The 17,420-nt window shown below is 65.1% G+C and carries 16 protein-coding genes and 2 pseudogenes; 10 read left to right on the top strand and 8 right to left on the bottom strand.

Annotation, left to right across the window (positions count from 1 at the left end; translation table 11 throughout):
- A pseudogene (locus tag VML93_RS12060) lies at positions 1-187 on the top strand (LacI family transcriptional regulator); the annotation flags it as partial.
- Here the strand turns inward: VML93_RS12060 and kstR are convergent.
- Entirely contained in the window at positions 184-783 is a 600-nt protein-coding gene (gene kstR, locus VML93_RS12055) for a cholesterol catabolism transcriptional regulator KstR (RefSeq protein WP_325610840.1), read from the bottom strand. The pseudogene VML93_RS12060 and the gene kstR overlap by 4 nt on opposite strands.
- Before the next feature lie 295 nt (positions 784-1,078).
- On the opposite strand from kstR, the gene VML93_RS12050 reads away from it, so the two are divergent.
- Both VML93_RS12050 and aspS read left to right on the top strand, forming a co-directional pair.
- Entirely contained in the window at positions 1,079-3,178 is a 2,100-nt protein-coding gene (locus tag VML93_RS12050) for an acyl-CoA dehydrogenase (protein WP_325610839.1), read from the top strand.
- A 25-nt stretch (positions 3,179-3,203) separates the two neighbouring features.
- On the top strand, positions 3,204-4,505 hold the full coding sequence (aspS, locus tag VML93_RS12045) for an aspartate--tRNA(Asn) ligase (RefSeq protein WP_325610837.1): 1,302 nt from the start codon (positions 3,204-3,206) through the stop codon (positions 4,503-4,505).
- Positions 4,506-4,607: 102 nt separating this feature from the next.
- On the opposite strand, the gene VML93_RS12040 is transcribed toward aspS, so the two are convergent.
- Together VML93_RS12040 and VML93_RS12035 are read right to left on the bottom strand one after the other, a co-directional pair.
- Positions 4,608-5,141, bottom strand: coding sequence for a hypothetical protein (locus VML93_RS12040; protein WP_325610836.1), 534 nt, complete (start codon positions 5,139-5,141; stop codon positions 4,608-4,610).
- Positions 5,142-5,480: 339 nt separating this feature from the next.
- A complete protein-coding gene (locus VML93_RS12035) occupies positions 5,481-6,104 on the bottom strand; it encodes a hypothetical protein (RefSeq protein ID WP_325610834.1) in 624 nt (207 codons plus the stop codon).
- 90 nt (positions 6,105-6,194) lie between these two features.
- On the opposite strand from VML93_RS12035, the gene VML93_RS12030 reads away from it, so the two are divergent.
- Together VML93_RS12030 and VML93_RS12025 are read left to right on the top strand one after the other, a co-directional pair.
- The gene (locus VML93_RS12030; protein WP_325610833.1) at positions 6,195-6,767 is read left to right on the top strand and encodes a TetR/AcrR family transcriptional regulator; all 573 of its coding nucleotides are present in this window, start codon (positions 6,195-6,197) and stop codon (positions 6,765-6,767) included.
- 123 nt (positions 6,768-6,890) lie between these two features.
- A complete protein-coding gene (locus VML93_RS12025) occupies positions 6,891-7,961 on the top strand; it encodes a hypothetical protein (protein WP_325610831.1) in 1,071 nt (356 codons plus the stop codon).
- 223 nt (positions 7,962-8,184) lie between these two features.
- Here VML93_RS12025 and VML93_RS12020 read toward each other — a convergent pair whose 3' ends face one another.
- Together VML93_RS12020 and VML93_RS12015 are read right to left on the bottom strand one after the other, a co-directional pair.
- Positions 8,185-8,931, bottom strand: a complete 747-nt coding sequence (locus VML93_RS12020; RefSeq protein WP_325610829.1) for an AIM24 family protein — start codon at positions 8,929-8,931, stop codon at positions 8,185-8,187.
- Between the two features lie 451 nt (positions 8,932-9,382).
- Positions 9,383-10,465, bottom strand: coding sequence for a ferredoxin--NADP reductase (locus VML93_RS12015; protein WP_325610827.1), 1,083 nt, complete (start codon positions 10,463-10,465; stop codon positions 9,383-9,385).
- 159 nt (positions 10,466-10,624) lie between these two features.
- Here VML93_RS12015 and hsaA point away from each other — a divergent pair, with 159 nt between their 5' ends.
- From hsaA to VML93_RS11990, 5 genes are all read left to right on the top strand, one after another.
- Entirely contained in the window at positions 10,625-11,809 is a 1,185-nt protein-coding gene (gene hsaA, locus VML93_RS12010) for a 3-hydroxy-9,10-secoandrosta-1,3,5(10)-triene-9,17-dione monooxygenase oxygenase subunit (protein ID WP_325610825.1), read from the top strand.
- On the top strand, positions 11,806-12,678 hold the full coding sequence (hsaD, locus tag VML93_RS12005; RefSeq protein WP_325610823.1) for a 4,5:9,10-diseco-3-hydroxy-5,9,17-trioxoandrosta-1(10),2-diene-4-oate hydrolase: 873 nt from the start codon (positions 11,806-11,808) through the stop codon (positions 12,676-12,678). Before hsaA ends, hsaD begins: the two co-directional genes overlap by 4 nt.
- On the top strand, positions 12,678-13,592 hold the full coding sequence (hsaC, locus tag VML93_RS12000) for an iron-dependent extradiol dioxygenase HsaC (RefSeq protein ID WP_325610822.1): 915 nt from the start codon (positions 12,678-12,680) through the stop codon (positions 13,590-13,592). Before hsaD ends, hsaC begins: the two co-directional genes overlap by 1 nt.
- Before the next feature lie 2 nt (positions 13,593-13,594).
- Positions 13,595-14,161, top strand: a complete 567-nt coding sequence (gene hsaB, locus VML93_RS11995) for a 3-hydroxy-9,10-secoandrosta-1,3,5(10)-triene-9,17-dione monooxygenase reductase subunit (protein WP_325610821.1) — start codon at positions 13,595-13,597, stop codon at positions 14,159-14,161.
- Positions 14,162-14,227: 66 nt separating this feature from the next.
- Positions 14,228-15,046 carry a CHAD domain-containing protein gene (locus tag VML93_RS11990; RefSeq protein ID WP_325610819.1) on the top strand — a complete coding sequence of 273 codons (819 nt, stop codon included), beginning with the start codon at positions 14,228-14,230 and terminating at the stop codon, positions 15,044-15,046.
- Positions 15,047-15,058: 12 nt separating this feature from the next.
- Here the strand turns inward: VML93_RS11990 and VML93_RS11985 are convergent, their stop codons facing one another.
- The 3 genes and pseudogenes from VML93_RS11985 to VML93_RS11975 all read right to left on the bottom strand — a co-directional run bounded on the left by VML93_RS11985 (position 15,059) and on the right by VML93_RS11975 (position 17,343).
- Entirely contained in the window at positions 15,059-15,466 is a 408-nt protein-coding gene (locus tag VML93_RS11985) for an ArsI/CadI family heavy metal resistance metalloenzyme (protein WP_325610818.1), read from the bottom strand.
- Positions 15,467-15,477: 11 nt separating this feature from the next.
- Positions 15,478-16,987: pseudogene (gene arsB, locus VML93_RS11980) on the bottom strand (ACR3 family arsenite efflux transporter).
- The gene (locus tag VML93_RS11975; protein ID WP_325610816.1) at positions 16,975-17,343 is read right to left on the bottom strand and encodes a metalloregulator ArsR/SmtB family transcription factor; all 369 of its coding nucleotides are present in this window, start codon (positions 17,341-17,343) and stop codon (positions 16,975-16,977) included. Before VML93_RS11975 ends, arsB begins: the two are co-directional and overlap by 13 nt.
- Between the last annotated feature and the right edge of the window lie 77 nt (positions 17,344-17,420).

Here is a 17,420-nt window from a genome sequence, read left to right as displayed (position 1 = left end):
GGTCACCGGTTTCGACGGCGTGCCCGAAGCGATCAGCCGCGGGCTGACCACGGTGGCGCAGCCGAGCCTGCAGAAGGGGCGGCGGGCCGGCGAACTGGTGCAGAACCCGCCACGGTCCGGTCTGCCGGTGGTCGAGCTGCTCGACACCGAGCTGATCCGGGGGCGTACCGCCGGTCCGCCGGCCTAGCCTTCTTCCGTGTTGCCGATCAGCAGCCGAACGGCCAGGTCGAGCCGCTTGCTGACGTCGGTCGCCGAGGCTCGCCGGGTCAGCCACGCGAGCAGGTTCGACAACCACACGTCCGAGATCACCCGGGCGATGTGGTACTGGTCCTCGGTCGGTTCGCCGTCGGCCATCGCGCGCGCGAACATGCTGTCGATGAGCTTCGCGACTTGGTCGACCTCGCTGGCCGCCGAGGCGTCGGCGAAGACGTAGGCACGCGTCATGGCCTCGGTGAGCAGCGGATTGCGCTGCATCGCGCGGTTGAGCTTGCCGACCATGAAGTTCAACCGCTGAAACGGGGTGCCGCCGGCAACCGCGGAACGGTCCATCTTGGCATCGATGCGGCCGAACTCCCGGCCCAGCGCGGACACCAATAGGTGCACCTTCGACGGGAAATACCGGTACAGCGTCCCGACCGCGACGTCGGCCCGGTCCGCGACGGCACGCATCTGCACGGCCTCGTAGCCGCCCTTGGACGCGATGGCCATGGTGGCGTCCAGGATGCGCTTGCGGCGCTCCCGCTGCGCCTCCGAACCCAGTTCGGACTCAGCCAACACCGCCACGTTCACCACCTCACGGGGCTGGACGTCCCCAGCGTGGCCCGGACTAGTGTTCGCTGGCGACATATGTCGGATAGCTCCTTTTTCCGGCGGTTCGATCGCAAACGATACGCATCTCGTGCGTGAATATCGCACCTCCCGGTCGCCTGGACAACCGCGTGTCCTGCCGTAATGGGTTCGACTTGACGGTCGACCACTGGCACTATTAGAACACGTTCTAGTCTGATGACGATGCGGGTTGCGCAGCAACCCGAGGAGGAATCGGACAATCGGCATTAATGACGCGGAGGACTCGTACGTGGTAGCGACCGTCACCGACGAACAGTCGGCGGCACGTGAGTTGGTGCGAGATTGGGCCCGCAGTTCGGGCTCCAGCGAGGCCACCCGCGCCGTCGAACAAGGTAACGCCGACGCCTGGCGACCGGTTTACGCCGGCCTGGCCGACTTGGGGCTGTTCGGCGTCGCCGTCCCCGAGGAAGCCGGTGGCGCGGGCGGCAGCGTCGAGGATCTGTGCGCGATGGTCGGGGAGGCCGCCAAGGCGCTGGTGCCGGGGCCCGTCGCCACCACCGCGCTGGCCACGTTGGTCGTATCGGAGCCCGACGGGCTGGTGTCCGGCGAACGCTGCGCGGGCCTCGCGCTCGACGGTGACGTGCGATTCGAGAATTCACGCGCGTCGGGCACGGTGCCGTATGTGCTGGGCGCCACGCCTGGTGACCTGCTGCTGGTTCCGGCCGACGGGAATTGGTTGCTGATCGACAGTGCCGCCGACGGCGTGCTGGTCGAGCCGTTGCCGGCCGCCGACTTCTCCCGGCCGCTGGCAAAGGTGGTGCTGACCTCGGCCGAGGCCTTGGTGCTTGGCGGGCAACCGGTCGCCGACCTGGCTGCGACCGTGCTGGCGGCGGAGGCGGCCGGGATCACCCGGTGGGCCCTGGACACCGCCGTCGCCTACGCCAAGGTGCGCGAGCAGTTCGGCAAGCCGATCGGCAGCTTCCAAGCCGTCAAGCACTTGTGTGCGGAGATGCTGTGCCGGGCCGAGCAGGCCGAGGTGGTCGCCGCCGATGCCGCCCGGGCCGCGGGCGAGTGCCGGGATGCTGGGGACGACCAGTTCGCCATCGCCGCGGCCGTGGCCGCCAGCGTCGGTATCGCCGCCGCGAAGGCCAACGTCAAAGACTGCATCCAGGTGCTCGGCGGTATCGGCTGCACGTGGGAACACGACGCGCACCTGTACCTGCGCCGCGCGCACAGCATCGGCCGGTTCCTGGGCGGCCCCGAGCGCTGGCTGCGCCGGGTGAGCGCGCTCACCCAGGACGGCGTCCGTCGTCGCCTCGGTATCGATCTGTCCGAGGTCGAGGGCCAGCGACCCGAGATCGCCGCGGCCGTCGCCGAGGTGGCTGCGCTGCCCGAGGAGAAGCGGCAGGCGGCGCTGGCCGAGGCCGGGCTGCAGGCGCCGCACTGGCCCGCGCCGTACGGGCGCGCCGCCTCGCCGGCCGAACAGCTGCTGATCGACCAGGAACTGGCCGCGGCGGGCATCGTGCGTCCGGACCTGGTGATCGGCTGGTGGGCCGCGCCGACCATCCTCGAGCACGGCACACCCGAGCAGATCGACCGCTTCGTGCCGGCCACCCTGCGCGGTGAATTCCTCTGGTGTCAACTGTTTTCCGAACCGGGGGCGGGCTCGGACCTGGCGTCGCTGCGCACGAAAGCAGTGCGGGGGGAGGGCGGCTGGCTGCTGACCGGGCAGAAGGTGTGGACGTCGGCGGCGCACAAGGCGCGCTGGGGTGTGTGCCTGGCGAGAACGGACCCGGACGCCCCGAAACACAAGGGCATCACCTACTTCCTGGTGGATATGAAATCGCCGGGGATCGATATCCGCCCGCTGCGCGAGATCACCGGCAACGCGCTGTTCAACGAGGTCTTCCTGGACAACGTGTTCGTGCCCGACGAGATGGTGGTCGGCACGGTGAACGACGGCTGGCGGCTGGCCCGCACCACCCTGGCCAACGAGCGCATCGCCATGGCGACCGGGACGGCGCTGGGCAACCCGATGGAAGAGCTGCTCAAGGTGCTGGCCGAGTTGGATCTCGATGCGGCCGAACAAGACCGGCTAGGACGGCTCATCGTCACCGCCGCTACCGGCGCACTGCTGGACCAGCGCATCGCCCAACTGGCCCTGGGTGGCCAGGACCCGGGCGCGCAGTCCAGCGTCCGCAAGCTCATCGGGGTCCGCTACCGCCAGGCGCTGGCCGAGTACGCGATGGACGTGTCCGGGGGCGGCGGTCTCGTGCAAAACCGCGCGGTGTTCGACTTCCTCAACACCCGCTGCCTGACGATCGCCGGCGGCACCGAGCAAATCCTGCTCACGGTCGCCGCCGAGAGGCTGCTCGGGCTTCCGCGTTAAGCGCTCTCCGTGTTCGGATGGTGCCGTGCGCCGAGTAAAGATCGAAGATCTCCAGTCGCGGATTGGTGAGACCGTCCGGGTATGTGCCTATGTCGGCGCGTTGCGGCTGCAGCGAAAGATGCAATTCGTCATCCTGAGCGACGGTTCGGGGTCGCTTCAGGTGACCCATCGCAGGGGCGGTGCGGACGACGAGATCGAGCAGCAGCTGGAGAACCTGACGCCGGCGTCAGCGGTCGCGATCACCGGCGAGGTGCTGCGCAACGAGATCGTCAAACTCGGCGGCATCGAGCTGATTCCCAGCAAAGTCGAGGTCTTGGCCAATTCTGAGGCCGCGCTGCCGATCGGGCCGGAGTCAGGTCCTGATGTGCGTCAAGATTGGCGATTTCTCGATATCCGACTGCACCCGGAGAGACGATTTGCTTTCGAAGTCTCGGCTGCTGTGGAAATGGCGATACGCGAATTTGTGCAACAAGAGGGATTCACCGAGCTGCACACGCCGAAGCTGATGGGGACGGCGTCCGAGTCCGGCGCGGAAGTGTTCAAGCTGAACTATTTCGACCGTCCCGCATACCTTGCCCAGTCGCCGCAGTTCTACAAACAGATGGCGATCGCCTCGGGTATCGACAAGGTTTTCGAGGTGGGTCCGGTATTCCGCGCCGAGCCGTCTTTTACGTCGCGGCACGCGACCGAATTCACCGGTGTCGACGTCGAAATGGCCTGGATCGACGACGTCGAAGACGTCATGCAGTTCAAAGAGTCGATGCTGCGGCACATGCTGGAGCGCGTGCGGGAACGCTACGGGCAGCAGATTCGCGACGCCTATGGGGTCGATGTCGTGATACCGGCGCTGCCGTTCCCGCGAATTCCACTGGAAGAAGCCCGGCGGATTCTGGTAAGTCGTGGGTGGGAACAGATTGAAAAGGCCGACCTCGACCCCGCCGGCGAGCGGATGATATCGGAATACGCGCTGCAGGAATTCGGCAGCGAATTCGTTTATCTCACCGAATACCCGACCTCAGTTCGCCCGTTTTACCATATGCGGCCGAGGGCCCATATCACTGCCAGCTTTGACCTGGTATGGAAAGGGCTGGAAATCACCACCGGAGCTCAGCGTGAGCACCGATACGACGTGCTGGTGAGCCAGGCGATCGAAAAAGGCATGGACCCCGAACCAATGCGCAGCTATCTCGATATCTTCCGATTCGGGACACCGCCGCACGGTGGTTTCGGTATGGGATTGAACCGGGTGCTGATGTTGTTGCTCGGGCTGCCGTCGATTCGGGACGCGATATTCCTGTTCCGCGGCCCGCACCGGTTGGAGCCCTGACACTCTCCATCCCGGCGTAGACCTGCTTTTAGTACCCGCGTTGAATTCCTGCAAGAACCGGTCATGAAATGAACTGGACTGCGCGGCGGAAACCCGCCGAGACTAGCCGAAATTCGTCTGCGCGCAGGTGCTCGGAGAGGTGATGTTGACCCCGGGATAAACCACCTGCATGTGCGTGCACAAGATGACGTTCGTGTTGGTCATCGGTTGGCCGGTCTGCCAGTCGGTGACATCGATGCGGCCGGTGGTCTGGTACTTGTCCGGCGGCCCTTCACCGAAGTAGACGGTGGTGACCTCCTCCGAGCCCATCGACTTCATCACCCGCTCGAAGGGCGTGGGGCCGTGGGCATCCATGTAGGCCATCCGATTCGTCCCGCGGATCTCGGTGGTTTGCCGGGCCCAGAGGCCGGGTGGGAAGCCGGCCAATCCGTCGGGCGTGCGCATGTCGGCGCCGGCGACGAAGTCGCAGTGCCCGTCCGCCTTGACGCAATTGAGGAAGCTGTGCGTCTCGATCTGGTTCGGCCCGTCCAGCGGAAACAAGGTGGTGGCGGTGTTGCTCGCCGCCTGCGCGGGCCCGGCGGGCGCGAAGGGGAACATGAGTCCGACGACAGCAAAGCCCATCACCAGCCGCTTCATCCTGCTTCCCTTTCGCCAATGCCCCGGGTACTGACCTCAAGCAGAACTTAACGCCGCGACTACTCGTCGTAAATCACTTCTACCCAATCAGATTCCGCCGGATACCGACGAGGCGGAACCGTAGCCCGGGATTCCGAAGAACTAGAACACGTTCATTCAGCAGTACATATCACTAACAGGCACAACATCAAAATTCTGGACACAAATTAGAACGTGTTCTAATTCTATGGCACCAACCAGCCCCCAGGAGGTATCCCTTGGCCACTTCTGTTCAAGAGCACGACGCGGTTGACATCGACCAGCTGCGCCCGTTACTTGTCCCGCCCGTCCGGGCGCGGCTCACCGTGTAGCCACGGCCGCCAACTCGGGCAGCAGATACTCGAGCTGCCCCACTTCCTCGATGTTGTGGCGCACCCAGGCGCGGGCCATCTCGTCGGAGAATCTTTGTGTCAGAACGTAATTCAGCGGAGTGAGCAACCCTGAGCGAGCCCCGATGTCCATCACGCTGACGTAGTGCGCGCCCTGCGCACCATGCGACCAGGTGTGCTCCAGCTGGAAGACCATGACGCCGGCAATGCGGGTCACCAGCCGGATTCCCGTCTCGTCGAGTTTCTCGACCCGGTCGACGACGTCGACGGCAAACTTGTCTCCGTTGCGGTCGGCGCCGAACGCCTCGACGATGCGAAACCGTGCCCCCTCGGCGGCACCGTCACCGGGTGCGGGTTTGACCAGCGCCCACCGAATGTGGTCGAGCGGATGCCAGGCCAGGTAACGGTTCACGGTCTGGCCGCCGTACCGCATGGTGCCGTCCAGGTGGGTGAACCAGTCAAGCAGCATTTCCGGCGTCACGCCGGCCAGCGGCCGGTGATCGATCGTGATGCGGCGCCGCAGATGCGGGGCCTTGGTGTAGCGCACCAGGGCCGACTCGACAGGACGCAGCGGGTAAAGGACCGGCAGAGCCATCACAGCCTCCAAGATACGAATACGTTTCTTATGCACCCGAGCGTATGCTCGTCCAGTTAGAAACGCAACCGTTTCCTGCAATGGGGGACCATGGCTCAGCGCCGACGCGGCACCGACCTCGAAGACGCCATCCACGACGCGGTCCTGCGCATCCTGGACGAGCGCGGCGTCGGGGCGGTGACCATGGAGGCCGTCGCCGCGGCGGCCGGTACCAGCAAGCCGGTGCTGTACCGGCGGTGGCCCGATAGCACCGCGCTGCTGCGGGCGACGTTGCTGCGCACGGCAACTGCCGCGATCCCCGCTACCGACACCGGCAGCTACCGAGAGGACATGCTGGCCGTGCTGCGCGGCTGGGTGAACCTGTTCACCGGGCTGCAGGCACTCACGCTGCGCGCCATCATCGCGGCCATGACGACCGATGACGAACTCGTCGAGGCCTTTCGGACCGAGGTGATCGGCTGGCGCAAGGACGAGATGGCCCGCCTGCTGCAGCGCGGCATCGCCCGCGGTGAGGTGCGCGCCGATATCCCGCTGGATATCGTCCGCGAGCTCGGCCAAAGCGTGCTGTGGCACCGATTGCTGGTGACCGGGGATCCGATCGACGACGATCTCGCCGTGCGCCTCGTCGACGAGGTCCTGTTGCCGGTGGTAACCCCGCGCTGACCCCTTCCGTGCTCGCCACGATGCCTATATTCCGATCTCGTCGCCGCCATCGCGAATAAGCTTTGGCATCGTCAGCGGCTGCCGAATTTCGGAGGATCGATGGCCAGACGAAACCCTGCGCGCATGCCCTGGTTACGACGCAACTTCCTCGGCCCCGGCTATGCGGACACGTTCATGATCATCGCGATCGCGACGGTGCTGATCACGCGCCTTTACCTGCAGCTAACCGGGTATCCCCAGGTCGGCGGCCGCACTTTGCACATCTCGCACTCGCTATACGGCGCCACGTTCACGCTGCTCGCCCTGCTGACCGGCTGGCTCGTGCTGGGAACGCGTGGTCGGGGAATTGCCGTTGTGCTCGGTGGTATCGGGTTTGGGCTGATGCTCGACGAGGTCGGCAAATTTCTCACCAAGACGAACAACTACTTCTATGAGCCCTCCGCCGAAATCATGTACATCCTGATAGTCGTCGTTTTGGTCGGCACGCGTGCGATGCGCATCGTGCGTCCACTGGATGCGCAGGAGTGCCTGACTTCGGCGAGTGCGATCGCCACCGACGGCCTCGCCAGGGGGTTGGGTCACGAACGGCGCGAAGTGGGCTTGATGCTGGTGGAGCGTGCTCTTCGCGCCGGAGCCGACCCGGCCGATGCGGAGCATGTGCGTGCGCTGGTGCTGTCAGCGCACGCGATCCCCGATCCTCTCGCGTGGGTGCGGAAACACACCCCGAAGCTCATCCCTCGCTTCGTCAAAAATCCGCTCTGGGTTCCAGTGCTGGCCTGGCTCATCGTGACCGCCGCCTTCTCCAGCCTGCTCTTGAACGCCCTGGCCATCGCGCACCACGGGCTTGTCTACCAGCACTGGGTCATGAGGTTTCGTTTTCACGGGATGACTCCGGGCACCGTCATCCTCATGGTCAGCGCGGTTCTGACACTCGCGATGGCGCTGCCCGCCGCCCTCGCGCTACGGCGAACCGACAACATCCGGCCGGTGCGATGGCTGCGTGATGCGGCGCTGATGTTCACACTGCTGAGCGCGGTGGTGCACTTCGCCACCGAAGGCTTCACCGCACTGGTCGACCTCTCCATCGGGCTGCTGGCGATGGCGGTCCTGAGCTACCAGCTCAAGGCGCGAGAACAGGCCAGCGAACAGGTCGACATGCCCTCGGACGCCGATGACGGTATGGCGGTGGCCTGAGTAGCGACTACTCGTCGTAGGTTTGGCGGCGCCTACGTCCTCGGTGTCGTGGTCGTGGTGGTGGTGGTGGTGTGATGCCTTTCGATCCTGCTCAGGGCGCGGGCGCATGCGCACCGCGAAGCGGTGAGGAGAACAACCAACGGAATCAGCAAACAAGCGAAGCCGTTCGGACGAGCGCGGGCCGGCGAGCGGGGCGATCCATGTCGAATCCTCGGTTGGCTGGTCAATCGGTCAGAATGTTGGCGGCAGACGATATCCACCCGCCGCTGCGCGATTCTCCCGAAGATGAGGGGAGATAGGGGATGACGGCGTGGGCGAGATTGCTGATGGTCAGGGTCTGCAGCCAAATGCGCCCCGGGCCGGTCAGGGAGGCGAGGAATATACCGTCGCCGCCGAACAGCATGTTCTTGATTCCTTTGATGCGGGTGATGTCGAAGCTCACCGAAGCTTCGAACATGCCGACGTGGCCGGGATGCACTCGGATATTTTGCCCCTGAGCCAACGTGTAGGAGACGGTTTCGCCGGACAGTTCGACCCAGGCCTGACCGGTGCCGGTCAAGTGCTGCATGATGAACCCGTTGCCGCCGAATATGCCGGCGCCGAGCTTGCGCTGGAACGCGATTGACAGCTGCACATCGCCGACCCCGCAGAGGAACCCGTGCCGGTGTATCAGGTAGGGCATGTCGGGGCGCAACGGTATCTGCATGATGTGGCCGGGCAGCTTCGCGGCGAAGGCGATATTGCCCGGCCTGTCGAGGGCGCTGTACTCGGTCATGAACAACCCGCCACCGCCGACGGCGCGTTTGAGCCCGCCGAAGAACCCTGACGCGCCCGCCGTGCGGGTAGACGTGCGCATCTGGATCGATTCGCTCATCCAGGACAACTCGCCACCTTCGGCGGTCACCATTTCTCCCGGGTTCAGGCTGACCTCCAAAACCGGCATCACGGTGCCCGTGATCTTCGCGTCCATTCTGTTCGTCTCCTTGCTCGGCGCTCGCCGGTCGTTTCAGTGTTGGCGTCCCGCAACGGCTGCTGGTCTTACGCCGGGGACGTAACAGATCCCCGACAAATCCCCTGCCGCGCCGGCCCACGCCTCCGGGGAAGCGATCACAAACAACGACATTTGCCCCCTCACACGAGATCCAAGACGCGTTCAAAGAAGGTTCAGACCGGGCCCCAACGGTCTTCAGACAGCGCGCCACACGTTACCCGCGCGGAGCGGATCTGGAGCCAATTTCCGTAACTGTTAATTACCGCGTTACGGCGCCACCGCAAAACGTGTCGAGTGGGGGCGTGGGCCAGTCGTCCAGGAGTTCGAGCCTGCAATGGTGGCGCCCAGCCTGCGTTCAGCGCGTTGCACACGGCGTGTTGCCCGCCCTGGATGCAGTTTCGATGTGGCGGCAAGCAGTCCTGAGTAGCGCCTACTCGTCGTAGGTGACTTCCACCGACTCGGTTTCCGGGTGCGACTGACAGGCCAAAATCAGCCCGTCGTCAAGGTCCTGCTGTTCGAGCACGTCGTTGACTTCCATGCTCACCTTGCCGCTGCGCAGCGTGCAGGCACACGCACCGCAGTGGCCCTCCCGACACGAGAACGGCGCGTCGAGGCCCTTGGCCAGCAGCACGTCGAGCAGCTTGGCGCTGCGCGGCCACGACACGGTGTGGGTTTCACCGTCCAGCTCGACTACCACGCTGGCCGGCGGCTCGTCGCCTTCGGCGGTGTCCTCGATTTTGACCGCCGCGAACGGATCCGACTCGAGCGACTTGAACACCTCGATATGTATCTGCGGCGCAGGCACATTCAGTGCCTCCAGTGCTTCCCGGGACGCCTGCATGAACGGGCCGGGCCCGCAGATGTACGCCGGGCGGTCGGTATACGGGGCGGCCAGCTTCGCCAGCGCGGTCGCACTCGGCAGTCCCTGCACGGACTCCAGCCAGTGCACGACGATGAGCCGGTCGGGATGTTTGGCGGCCAGCTCACGTAGCGCATCGCGGAAGATCACCGAACGGTCGTCGCGGTTGGCGTAGAGCAGCGCCACCTGCCCGCTGCCCTCGGAAAGCGCTGATTTGCAGATCGACAGGATCGGGGTGATCCCGCTGCCGGCGGCCAGCAACAGGAAGTCCTGGTCGAGTGTGCGGGGCACGAAATTGCCCGACGGCGCCAGCACGTGGATCCGCATGCCTTCGTGGGCGTGGTCGCACAGCCAGTTGGAGGCGTATCCGTCGACGGTGCGTTTGACCGTGACGGTCAGCGCGTCGTCAGTGAACGGCGAACTGCACAGCGAGTAGCAGCGCGCCACCGAGCCGGTGCGGTCGCTGGGGACGCGCAGCGTCAGGAACTGGCCGGGCGAGTAGCGCAGGCGCTCCGGCGCGACGGCGGGGTCTCCCGCGGTGTCCGGGACCGCGAACACCAACGACCTCGCGTCGTCGGTCTCGGCGACGACCTCGGCGATCTGCAGTTCCAGGACGTGGTCGCCGAGTGGCTCGTCGGGAATCGCGTCGGTCAACGCCCCGTCCTCTCGTTCGTCACAACTAGAACATGTTACAGAAAGCCCGATTTGTACCGCTACCAGCCGCAGGAATACCCTGCTCGACACAAATCGGAACGTGTTCTAGTCTTCTGTGTAAATCCCGCTGTGTTAGTTCGGCCCAGGAGGCAAACGTAAGTGACGTCCATTCAACAGCGTGACGCGCAGTCGGTTTTGGCTGCCATCGATGATCTGCTCCCGCAGATTCGCGAGCGCGCTCAGGCTACGGAGGACCTGCGCCGGCTGCCCGATGAAACGGTTCAGGAGCTCGACCAAGCCGGCTTCTTCACGCTGTTGCAGCCGGAGCAGTGGGGCGGGCTGCAGAGCGATCCGACACTGTTCTACGAGGCGACGCGGCGTATCGCGAGTGCCTGCGGCTCGACCGGCTGGGTGAGCTCGATCGTCGGCGTGCACAACTGGCATCTCGCGCTGTTCGACCAGCAGGCCCAGGAGGAGGTGTGGAGCGAGGACCCGCGGACCCGGATCTCGTCGTCGTACGCCCCGATGGGTGCGGGTGTCGTCGTCGACGGCGGCTATCTGGTCAATGGATCGTGGAACTGGTCGTCGGGCTGCGACCACGCCTCCTGGACGTTCGTGGGCGGCCCGGTCATCAAGGACGGTCGCCCGGTCGACTTCGGCAGCTTCCTGATCCCGCGCACCGAGTACCGCATCGACGACGTGTGGCACGTCGTCGGCTTACGCGGCACCGGCAGCAACACACTGGTGGTCAAGGACGTCTTCGTGCCCCGGCACCGGTTCTTGTCCTACCGGGCGATGAACGACGGCACCGCCGGTGGATACCGGACCAACACCGCCCCGGTCTACAAAATGCCTTGGGGCACAATGCATCCCACCACGATCTCGGCGCCGATCGTGGGCATGGCCTACGGCGCCTACGACGCGCACGTCGAGCATCAGGGCAAGCGGGTGCGCGCCGCGTTCGCCGGCGAGAAGGCCAAGGACGACCCGTTCGCCAAGGTCCGTATCGCCGAGGCGGCCAGTGACATCGACGCCGCGTGGCGGCAGCTGATCGGCAACGTCGGCGACGAGTACGCCCTGTTGGCCGCCGGCAAGGAGATCCCGTTCGACCTGCGTGCCCGCGCCCGGCGTGACCAGGTGCGTGCCACCGGCCGCGCGATCGCCTCGGTCGACCGACTGTTCGAGGCATCCGGCGCCACCGCGCTGGGCATCGACCAGCCGGTGCAACGGTTCTGGCGCGACGCGCACGCCGGCCGGGTGCACGCCGCCAACGACCCCGAGCGGGCGTACGTGATCTTCGGGAACCACGAGTTCGGGTTGCCGCCCGGCGACACGATGGTATGACCGCCACCCAAGAGCTGACGTTCGAGTCCACCTCCCGCTACGCGGAGGTCGACGTCGACGGGCCGCTGAAGCTGCACTACCACGAAGCCGGTGTCGGCAACGACCAGACCGTGGTGCTGTTGCACGGCGGCGGTCCCGGCGCGGCGAGCTGGACCAACTTCTCGCGCAATATCCCGGTCCTGGCGCAGCACTTCCACGTGCTGGCCGTCGACCAGCCCGGCTACGGGCACTCCGACAAGCGCGCGCAGCACGGGCAGTTCAACCACTACGCCGCGCGGGCGCTCAAGGGGCTGTTCGACCAGCTGGAGCTGGGTCGGGTTCCGCTGGTGGGTAATTCGCTGGGCGGGGGCACCGCGGTGCGGTTCGCGTTGGACTACCCGGACCTGGCCGGGCGCCTCGTGCTGATGGGCCCGGGCGGACTGAGCGTGAACCTGTTCGCGCCCGACCCGACCGAGGGCGTGAAGCGGCTCGGCAAGTTCTCCATGGAGCCCACCCGGGAGAACCTCGAAGCGTTCCTGAGGGTGATGGTCTACAACCAGAAGCTGATCACCCCGGAGCTGATCGACGAGCGTTTCGCGCTGGCCAGCACCCCCGAGTCGCTGACGGCGACCCGGGCGATGGGAATGTCGTTCTCCGGGGCCGATTTCGAACTCGGCATGATGTGGCGCGAGGTGTACAAGCTACGCCAGCCGGTGCTGCTGATCTGGGGCCGCGAGGACCGGGTCAACCCGCTGGACGGAGCGCTGGTGGCGCTCAAGACCATTCCGCGTGCGCAGCTGCACGTCTTCGGGCAATGCGGGCATTGGGCGCAGGTGGAGAAGTTCGACGAGTTCAACAAGCTCACCATCGATTTCCTGGGAGGTGCGTGATGAGCATCCGGTCGCTGGGTTATCTGCGCATCGAGGCCACCGACATGGCGGCCTGGCGTGAGTATGGCCTGAAAGTCCTTGGCATGGTTGAGGGCCCACGTTTGCCGGAAGGCGCCACCGAGGGCGCTCTTTATCTGCGGATGGACGACTTCCCGGCTCGGCTGGTGATCGTCCCAGGCGAGCACGACCGGCTCGCGGAGGCCGGCTGGGAATGCGCGAACGCCGAAGGCCTGCAAGAGATCCGGAAGCGACTCGACGTGGAGGGCACGCCGTACAAGGAAGCCACCGCCAGCGAGCTCGCCGAACGCCGCGTCGACGAGATGGTCCTGTTCTCCGACCCGTCGGGCAACCCGCTGGCCGTCTTCCATGGCGCCGCACTGGAACACCGCCGGGTGGTCAGCCCTTACGGGCACAAGTTCGTCACCGCCGAGCAGGGCCTGGGGCACGTGGTGCTGACCACTCGCGACGACGCCGAGGCACTGCACTTCTACCGGGATGTGCTCGGCTTCAAGCTGCGTGACTCGATGCGGATGCCGCCGCAGGTGGTGGGGCGCCCGGCTGACGGGGCGCCGGCCTGGCTGCGCTTCTTCGGCTGCAACCCGCGTCACCATTCGTTGGCGTTCCTGCCGCTGCCGACGCCGAGCGGGATCGTGCACCTGATGGTCGAAGTCGAGGAGGCCGACGACGTCGGCCTGTGCCTGGACCGCGCGTTGCGGAAAAAGGTGCCGATGTCGGCCACACTGGGCCGTCACGTCAACGACCTGATGCTGTCCTTCTACATGAAGACGCCCGGCGGCTTCGACGTCGAATTCGGTTGCGAAGGACGCAAAGTCGATGATCACGACTGGATCGCCCGGGAAAGCACCGCGGTCAGCCTGTGGGGCCACGACTTCACGGTCGGCATGCGCGGCTAGCCATGACTGCCGCGCCGATCGACCCGCGCACGTTTCGCAACGCGCTCGGTCAGTTCTGCACTGGGATCACGATCATCACGACCGTGCTTGACGACGTGCCGATCGGCTTTGCCTGCCAGTCGTTCGCCGCGTTGTCGCTGGACCCGCCGCTGGTGCTGTTCTGCCCGACCAAGGTGTCGCGGTCCTGGAAGGCCATCGAGGCCAGCGGGCGGTTCTGCGTCAACGTGCTGACCGAGAAGCAGAAGGACGTGTCGGCGCGGTTCGGTTCGAAGGAGCCCGACAAGTTCGCCGGGATCGATTGGCACCCTTCGGAACTCGGTTCGCCGATCATCGACGGTTCGCTGGCTTTCATCGACTGCACGGTGGCGTCCGTGCATGACGGTGGGGATCACTTCGTGGTATTCGGCGCGGTGCAGTCACTGTCAGAGGCGCCCAAGATCAAGCCGCGGCCGCTGCTTTTCTACCGCGGCGACTACACCGGCATCGAGCCGGACAAGACCACGCCGGCTCAGTGGCGCGACGACCTGGAAGCATTCCTCACCACCACCACTCAGGACACCTGGCTCTAATTTCTGCCGCGCTCGGCGAGCCGGCGCTGACGTTTGGCGGCCGCTTTAGCGGCAATGCTTCTAGATATGCGAGCCACACAGGCGCTCCTCGGATATTTGAACACCCAGATCGACCGAATCACCGCGGGTGACGTGGCGTTGCGCCACGGCGAGGATCCGATTCACGACACCCGGGTGGCGATCCGGCGGTTGCGCAGCACATTACGCGTGTTCGGAAAGTTGTTCGATGAGTCGGCGAGTGGCGACCTGGACAACGAACTCACGTGGTACGCGGCATTGCTCGGCGACGTGAGAGATTGCCAGGTCCAGCTGCGCAGATTCAGCGATGCGCTGGACGCGATGCCCGACCAGCTGATCCTGGGTCCCGTCAGAGCGCGGATCCGCAACGACCTCCAAGCCGTCGAGCTGCCGGCGCGCACTCAGCTGAGTGAGGCGATGGACTCAGAGCGTTACGCGGCCTTGATGGCGGTTTTGCGGCAGTGGCGCACCAGACCGCCCGTCGACCAGGACATCACGACCCAGGCACTCAAGAGGCGGGCCAGGCGCGCACAGCGTAAGGCCGATCGGCGGCTGAGCTCGGCGCTGCAAAGCGGCGACGACGCGCTGCTGCACCGGGCCCGCAAGGCCGCCAAGCGCGCCCGCTACGCCGGCGAACTCTGCCGGCCCGTGAGCAAGCGGGCGAAGCGAACGATCAAGTACTACAAGCACATCCAAACCCTGCTCGGGGATCACCAGGACACCGTGGTCGCCACCGAAGCGCTGCGGCGGATGGCGGTGTCGGCAGGAACAACCTTGGGAGAGAACGGCTTCACCTACGGCATGCTCTACGCGCGGGAGGAACAGATCGCGCGCGAGTGTCGTGCGGACGTCCTACAGTTCCAGTAGGCGTGCCACTGGTCAGGTGGTGCAGCACGGTTGGTCCGTGGTGGGGCCGAAGGTGTCCGCGTCGGCGAGGACGCTGTAAACCTCCCAGCGTTCGTCGCTTGGCCCGGTGACCCAAACCTTGTCCTGGGTGGCAAAGCAGCAGGTGGTGTTGAGTTCTTCCTCGGTGAACAGCCCTTCATCGCTGAGCCGGGCGATTTCCGTATGCACGGCGTCACTCGTAGCAACTTCGATGCCGAGGTGGTTGAGCGTGCCGCCACTGCCGGGGTTTTCCATCAGCACCAGTTTGAGCGGAGGTTGGTCGATCGCGAAGTTGGCGTAACCGGGTTTGACCTTGGCCGGTTCAGTTCCAAACAACTTGGAGTAGAACGCAATTGCCTCGTCGAGACGCTCGACATTGAGAGCCAGTTGCACGCGTGACATGGCGGTTCCTTTCAGGGCGCGGGGTGGGTGGTGGGCAGCAGTTCGTCGATCAGGTCCCGGACCCGACGCGCGATCGCGTCGCGGATGGCCCGCACCACATCCACTGGTTGGCCGGCCGGATCGGGCAGTTTCCAGTCGCGGTAGGACACGGCGGGGAAGTACGGGCAGGTGTCGCCACAGCCCATCGTGATCACGACATCGCTGGACAGCACCGACTCGGCGGTAAGGATTTTGGGTCTGGCGCCGGCGATGTCGATGCCGAGTTCGGCCATCGCCGCGACCACGGCTGGATTGAGCTGGTCCGCGGGTTCGGTTCCAGCGGAACGAATTTCGATGTCGTCGCCGGCAAGGTGCGTCAGCAGCGCGGCAGCCATCTGGGAGCGGCCCGCGTTATGCACGCAGACGAACAAGACGCTGGGTTTATCGGTCATGGCCGACTGCCACATGCTCGTGTGAGGCGAAGAGACGCGGTCGCAGCGCCAAAGACAGGTAGACCAGGGCCACGAGCACCGGGACCTCGATCAAGGGTCCCACCACACCGGCCAGGGCCTGCCCAGAGGCCGCGCCGTAGGTGGTGATCGCTACGGCGATCGCCAGTTCAAAGTTGTTGCCGGCAGCCGTAAACGCCAGCGTAGTGGTGCGGGCATACCCGAGCCGCAACACAAATCCGAGGCCGTATCCACCGGCCCACATGACCGCGAAATACGCCAGCAATGGGATCGCGATGCGAACGACATCCCAGGGTCGAGACGTGATTTGGTGTCCCTGCAAGGCGAACAAGATGACGATCGTAAACAACAACCCGTAGAGCGCCCACGGCCCGACTCGTGGCAAGAACCGGGTCTCGTACCAGTCAGCGCCCCTGGCCTTTTCGCCGATGCGGCGGGACAGGTATCCGGCAGCAAGAGGGATACCCAGGAAGACCAGCACGGATTTGGCGATCTGCCACGGTGAAACTTCGATGCCGGTTTGTGGCAAACCCAGCCAGCCGGGCAGTAACGACAGGTAGAACCAACCCAAACCGGCGAACGCCAGCACTTGGAAGATCGAGTTCAGCGCAACCAAGACGGCGGCGGCTTCGCGGTCCCCACCAGCCAAGTCATTCCAAATGATCACCATCGCGATGCAGCGAGCCAGTCCAACGATGATCAGCCCGGTTCGGTATTGCGGCAGATCGGCGAGCAGCAGCCAGGCCAGGGTGAACATCAACGCCGGGCCGAACAGCCAGTTCAGCACCAGCGAGGACACCATCAGTTTGCGGTCGCAGGTCACCTCGTCGAGTCGGTCGTAGCGGACCTTGGCCAACACCGGATACATCATCACCAGCAGGCCTAAAGCGATTGGTAACGAAATGCCGTCCACCTCGACGGCACCGAGCAACTGCCCCAAACGTGGAGCAAGCCGGCCAAGCAATAGGCCGGCTGTCATTGCCGCCCCGATCCACAGCGGAAGGATCCGGTCCAGCGTTGAAAGCCGTGCGGCCCCCGCCGCGACCGGATGGGTCTGTGTCACGAGCAGCACTCCGGTGTCGTCTGGCCGCCCGTAGCGTCGAATTGCAGCACCGACGAAAGCTGTTGCAACGCAGAGGGAATCACCCAATAGTAGACCCAGGTTCCGCGCCGCTCACAGGCCAGCAGTCCCGCAGAGCGCAACGTCTTGAGGTGATGGGAGATCGTCGGCTGCGAGACATCGAAACTAGGCGAGATCTCACACACGCAGGCCTGACCACCCGGATGGCTGGCGATCAAGCTCAACAACCTTAACCGGACTGGATCGCCTAGCGCCTTGAACATTGCGGCCAACTCGACAGCCTGCGGCTCACCCAGCGCGGTCGCTCCCAACGGAGGACAACACCCTGTCGCGGCTTGATTCGACATCCTTCTATATAAACAGATATCGAATCAGAACGCTACAAGCGTGACGCTGCTGCGAAATATCAAGGGGGAAAATTTCG

It is taken from the genome of Mycobacterium sp., assembly GCF_035499775.1.
Lineage (GTDB): Bacteria > Actinomycetota > Actinomycetes > Mycobacteriales > Mycobacteriaceae > Mycobacterium.
This window is presented reverse-complemented; position numbering and strand designations above follow the sequence as displayed.

What these genes read in the sequence shown, in the direction of transcription:
- hsaB (WP_325610821.1), top strand. Translation starts at nt 13,595, where the DNA reads ATGACTGCCGCGCCGATCGACCCGCGCACGTTTCGCAACGCGCTCGGT.
- VML93_RS12020 (WP_325610829.1), bottom strand. Translation starts at nt 8,931, where the DNA reads ATGGACGCGAAGATCACGGGCACCGTGATGCCGGTTTTGGAGGTCAGC.
- VML93_RS12030 (WP_325610833.1), top strand. Translation starts at nt 6,195, where the DNA reads ATGGCTCAGCGCCGACGCGGCACCGACCTCGAAGACGCCATCCACGAC.
- VML93_RS11975 (WP_325610816.1), bottom strand. Translation starts at nt 17,343, where the DNA reads ATGTCGAATCAAGCCGCGACAGGGTGTTGTCCTCCGTTGGGAGCGACC.
- VML93_RS11990 (WP_325610819.1), top strand. Translation starts at nt 14,228, where the DNA reads ATGCGAGCCACACAGGCGCTCCTCGGATATTTGAACACCCAGATCGAC.
- hsaD (WP_325610823.1), top strand. Translation starts at nt 11,806, where the DNA reads ATGACCGCCACCCAAGAGCTGACGTTCGAGTCCACCTCCCGCTACGCG.
- VML93_RS12040 (WP_325610836.1), bottom strand. Translation starts at nt 5,141, where the DNA reads ATGAAGCGGCTGGTGATGGGCTTTGCTGTCGTCGGACTCATGTTCCCC.
- VML93_RS11985 (WP_325610818.1), bottom strand. Translation starts at nt 15,466, where the DNA reads ATGTCACGCGTGCAACTGGCTCTCAATGTCGAGCGTCTCGACGAGGCA.
- hsaC (WP_325610822.1), top strand. Translation starts at nt 12,678, where the DNA reads ATGAGCATCCGGTCGCTGGGTTATCTGCGCATCGAGGCCACCGACATG.
- VML93_RS12025 (WP_325610831.1), top strand. Translation starts at nt 6,891, where the DNA reads ATGCCCTGGTTACGACGCAACTTCCTCGGCCCCGGCTATGCGGACACG.
- VML93_RS12035 (WP_325610834.1), bottom strand. Translation starts at nt 6,104, where the DNA reads ATGGCTCTGCCGGTCCTTTACCCGCTGCGTCCTGTCGAGTCGGCCCTG.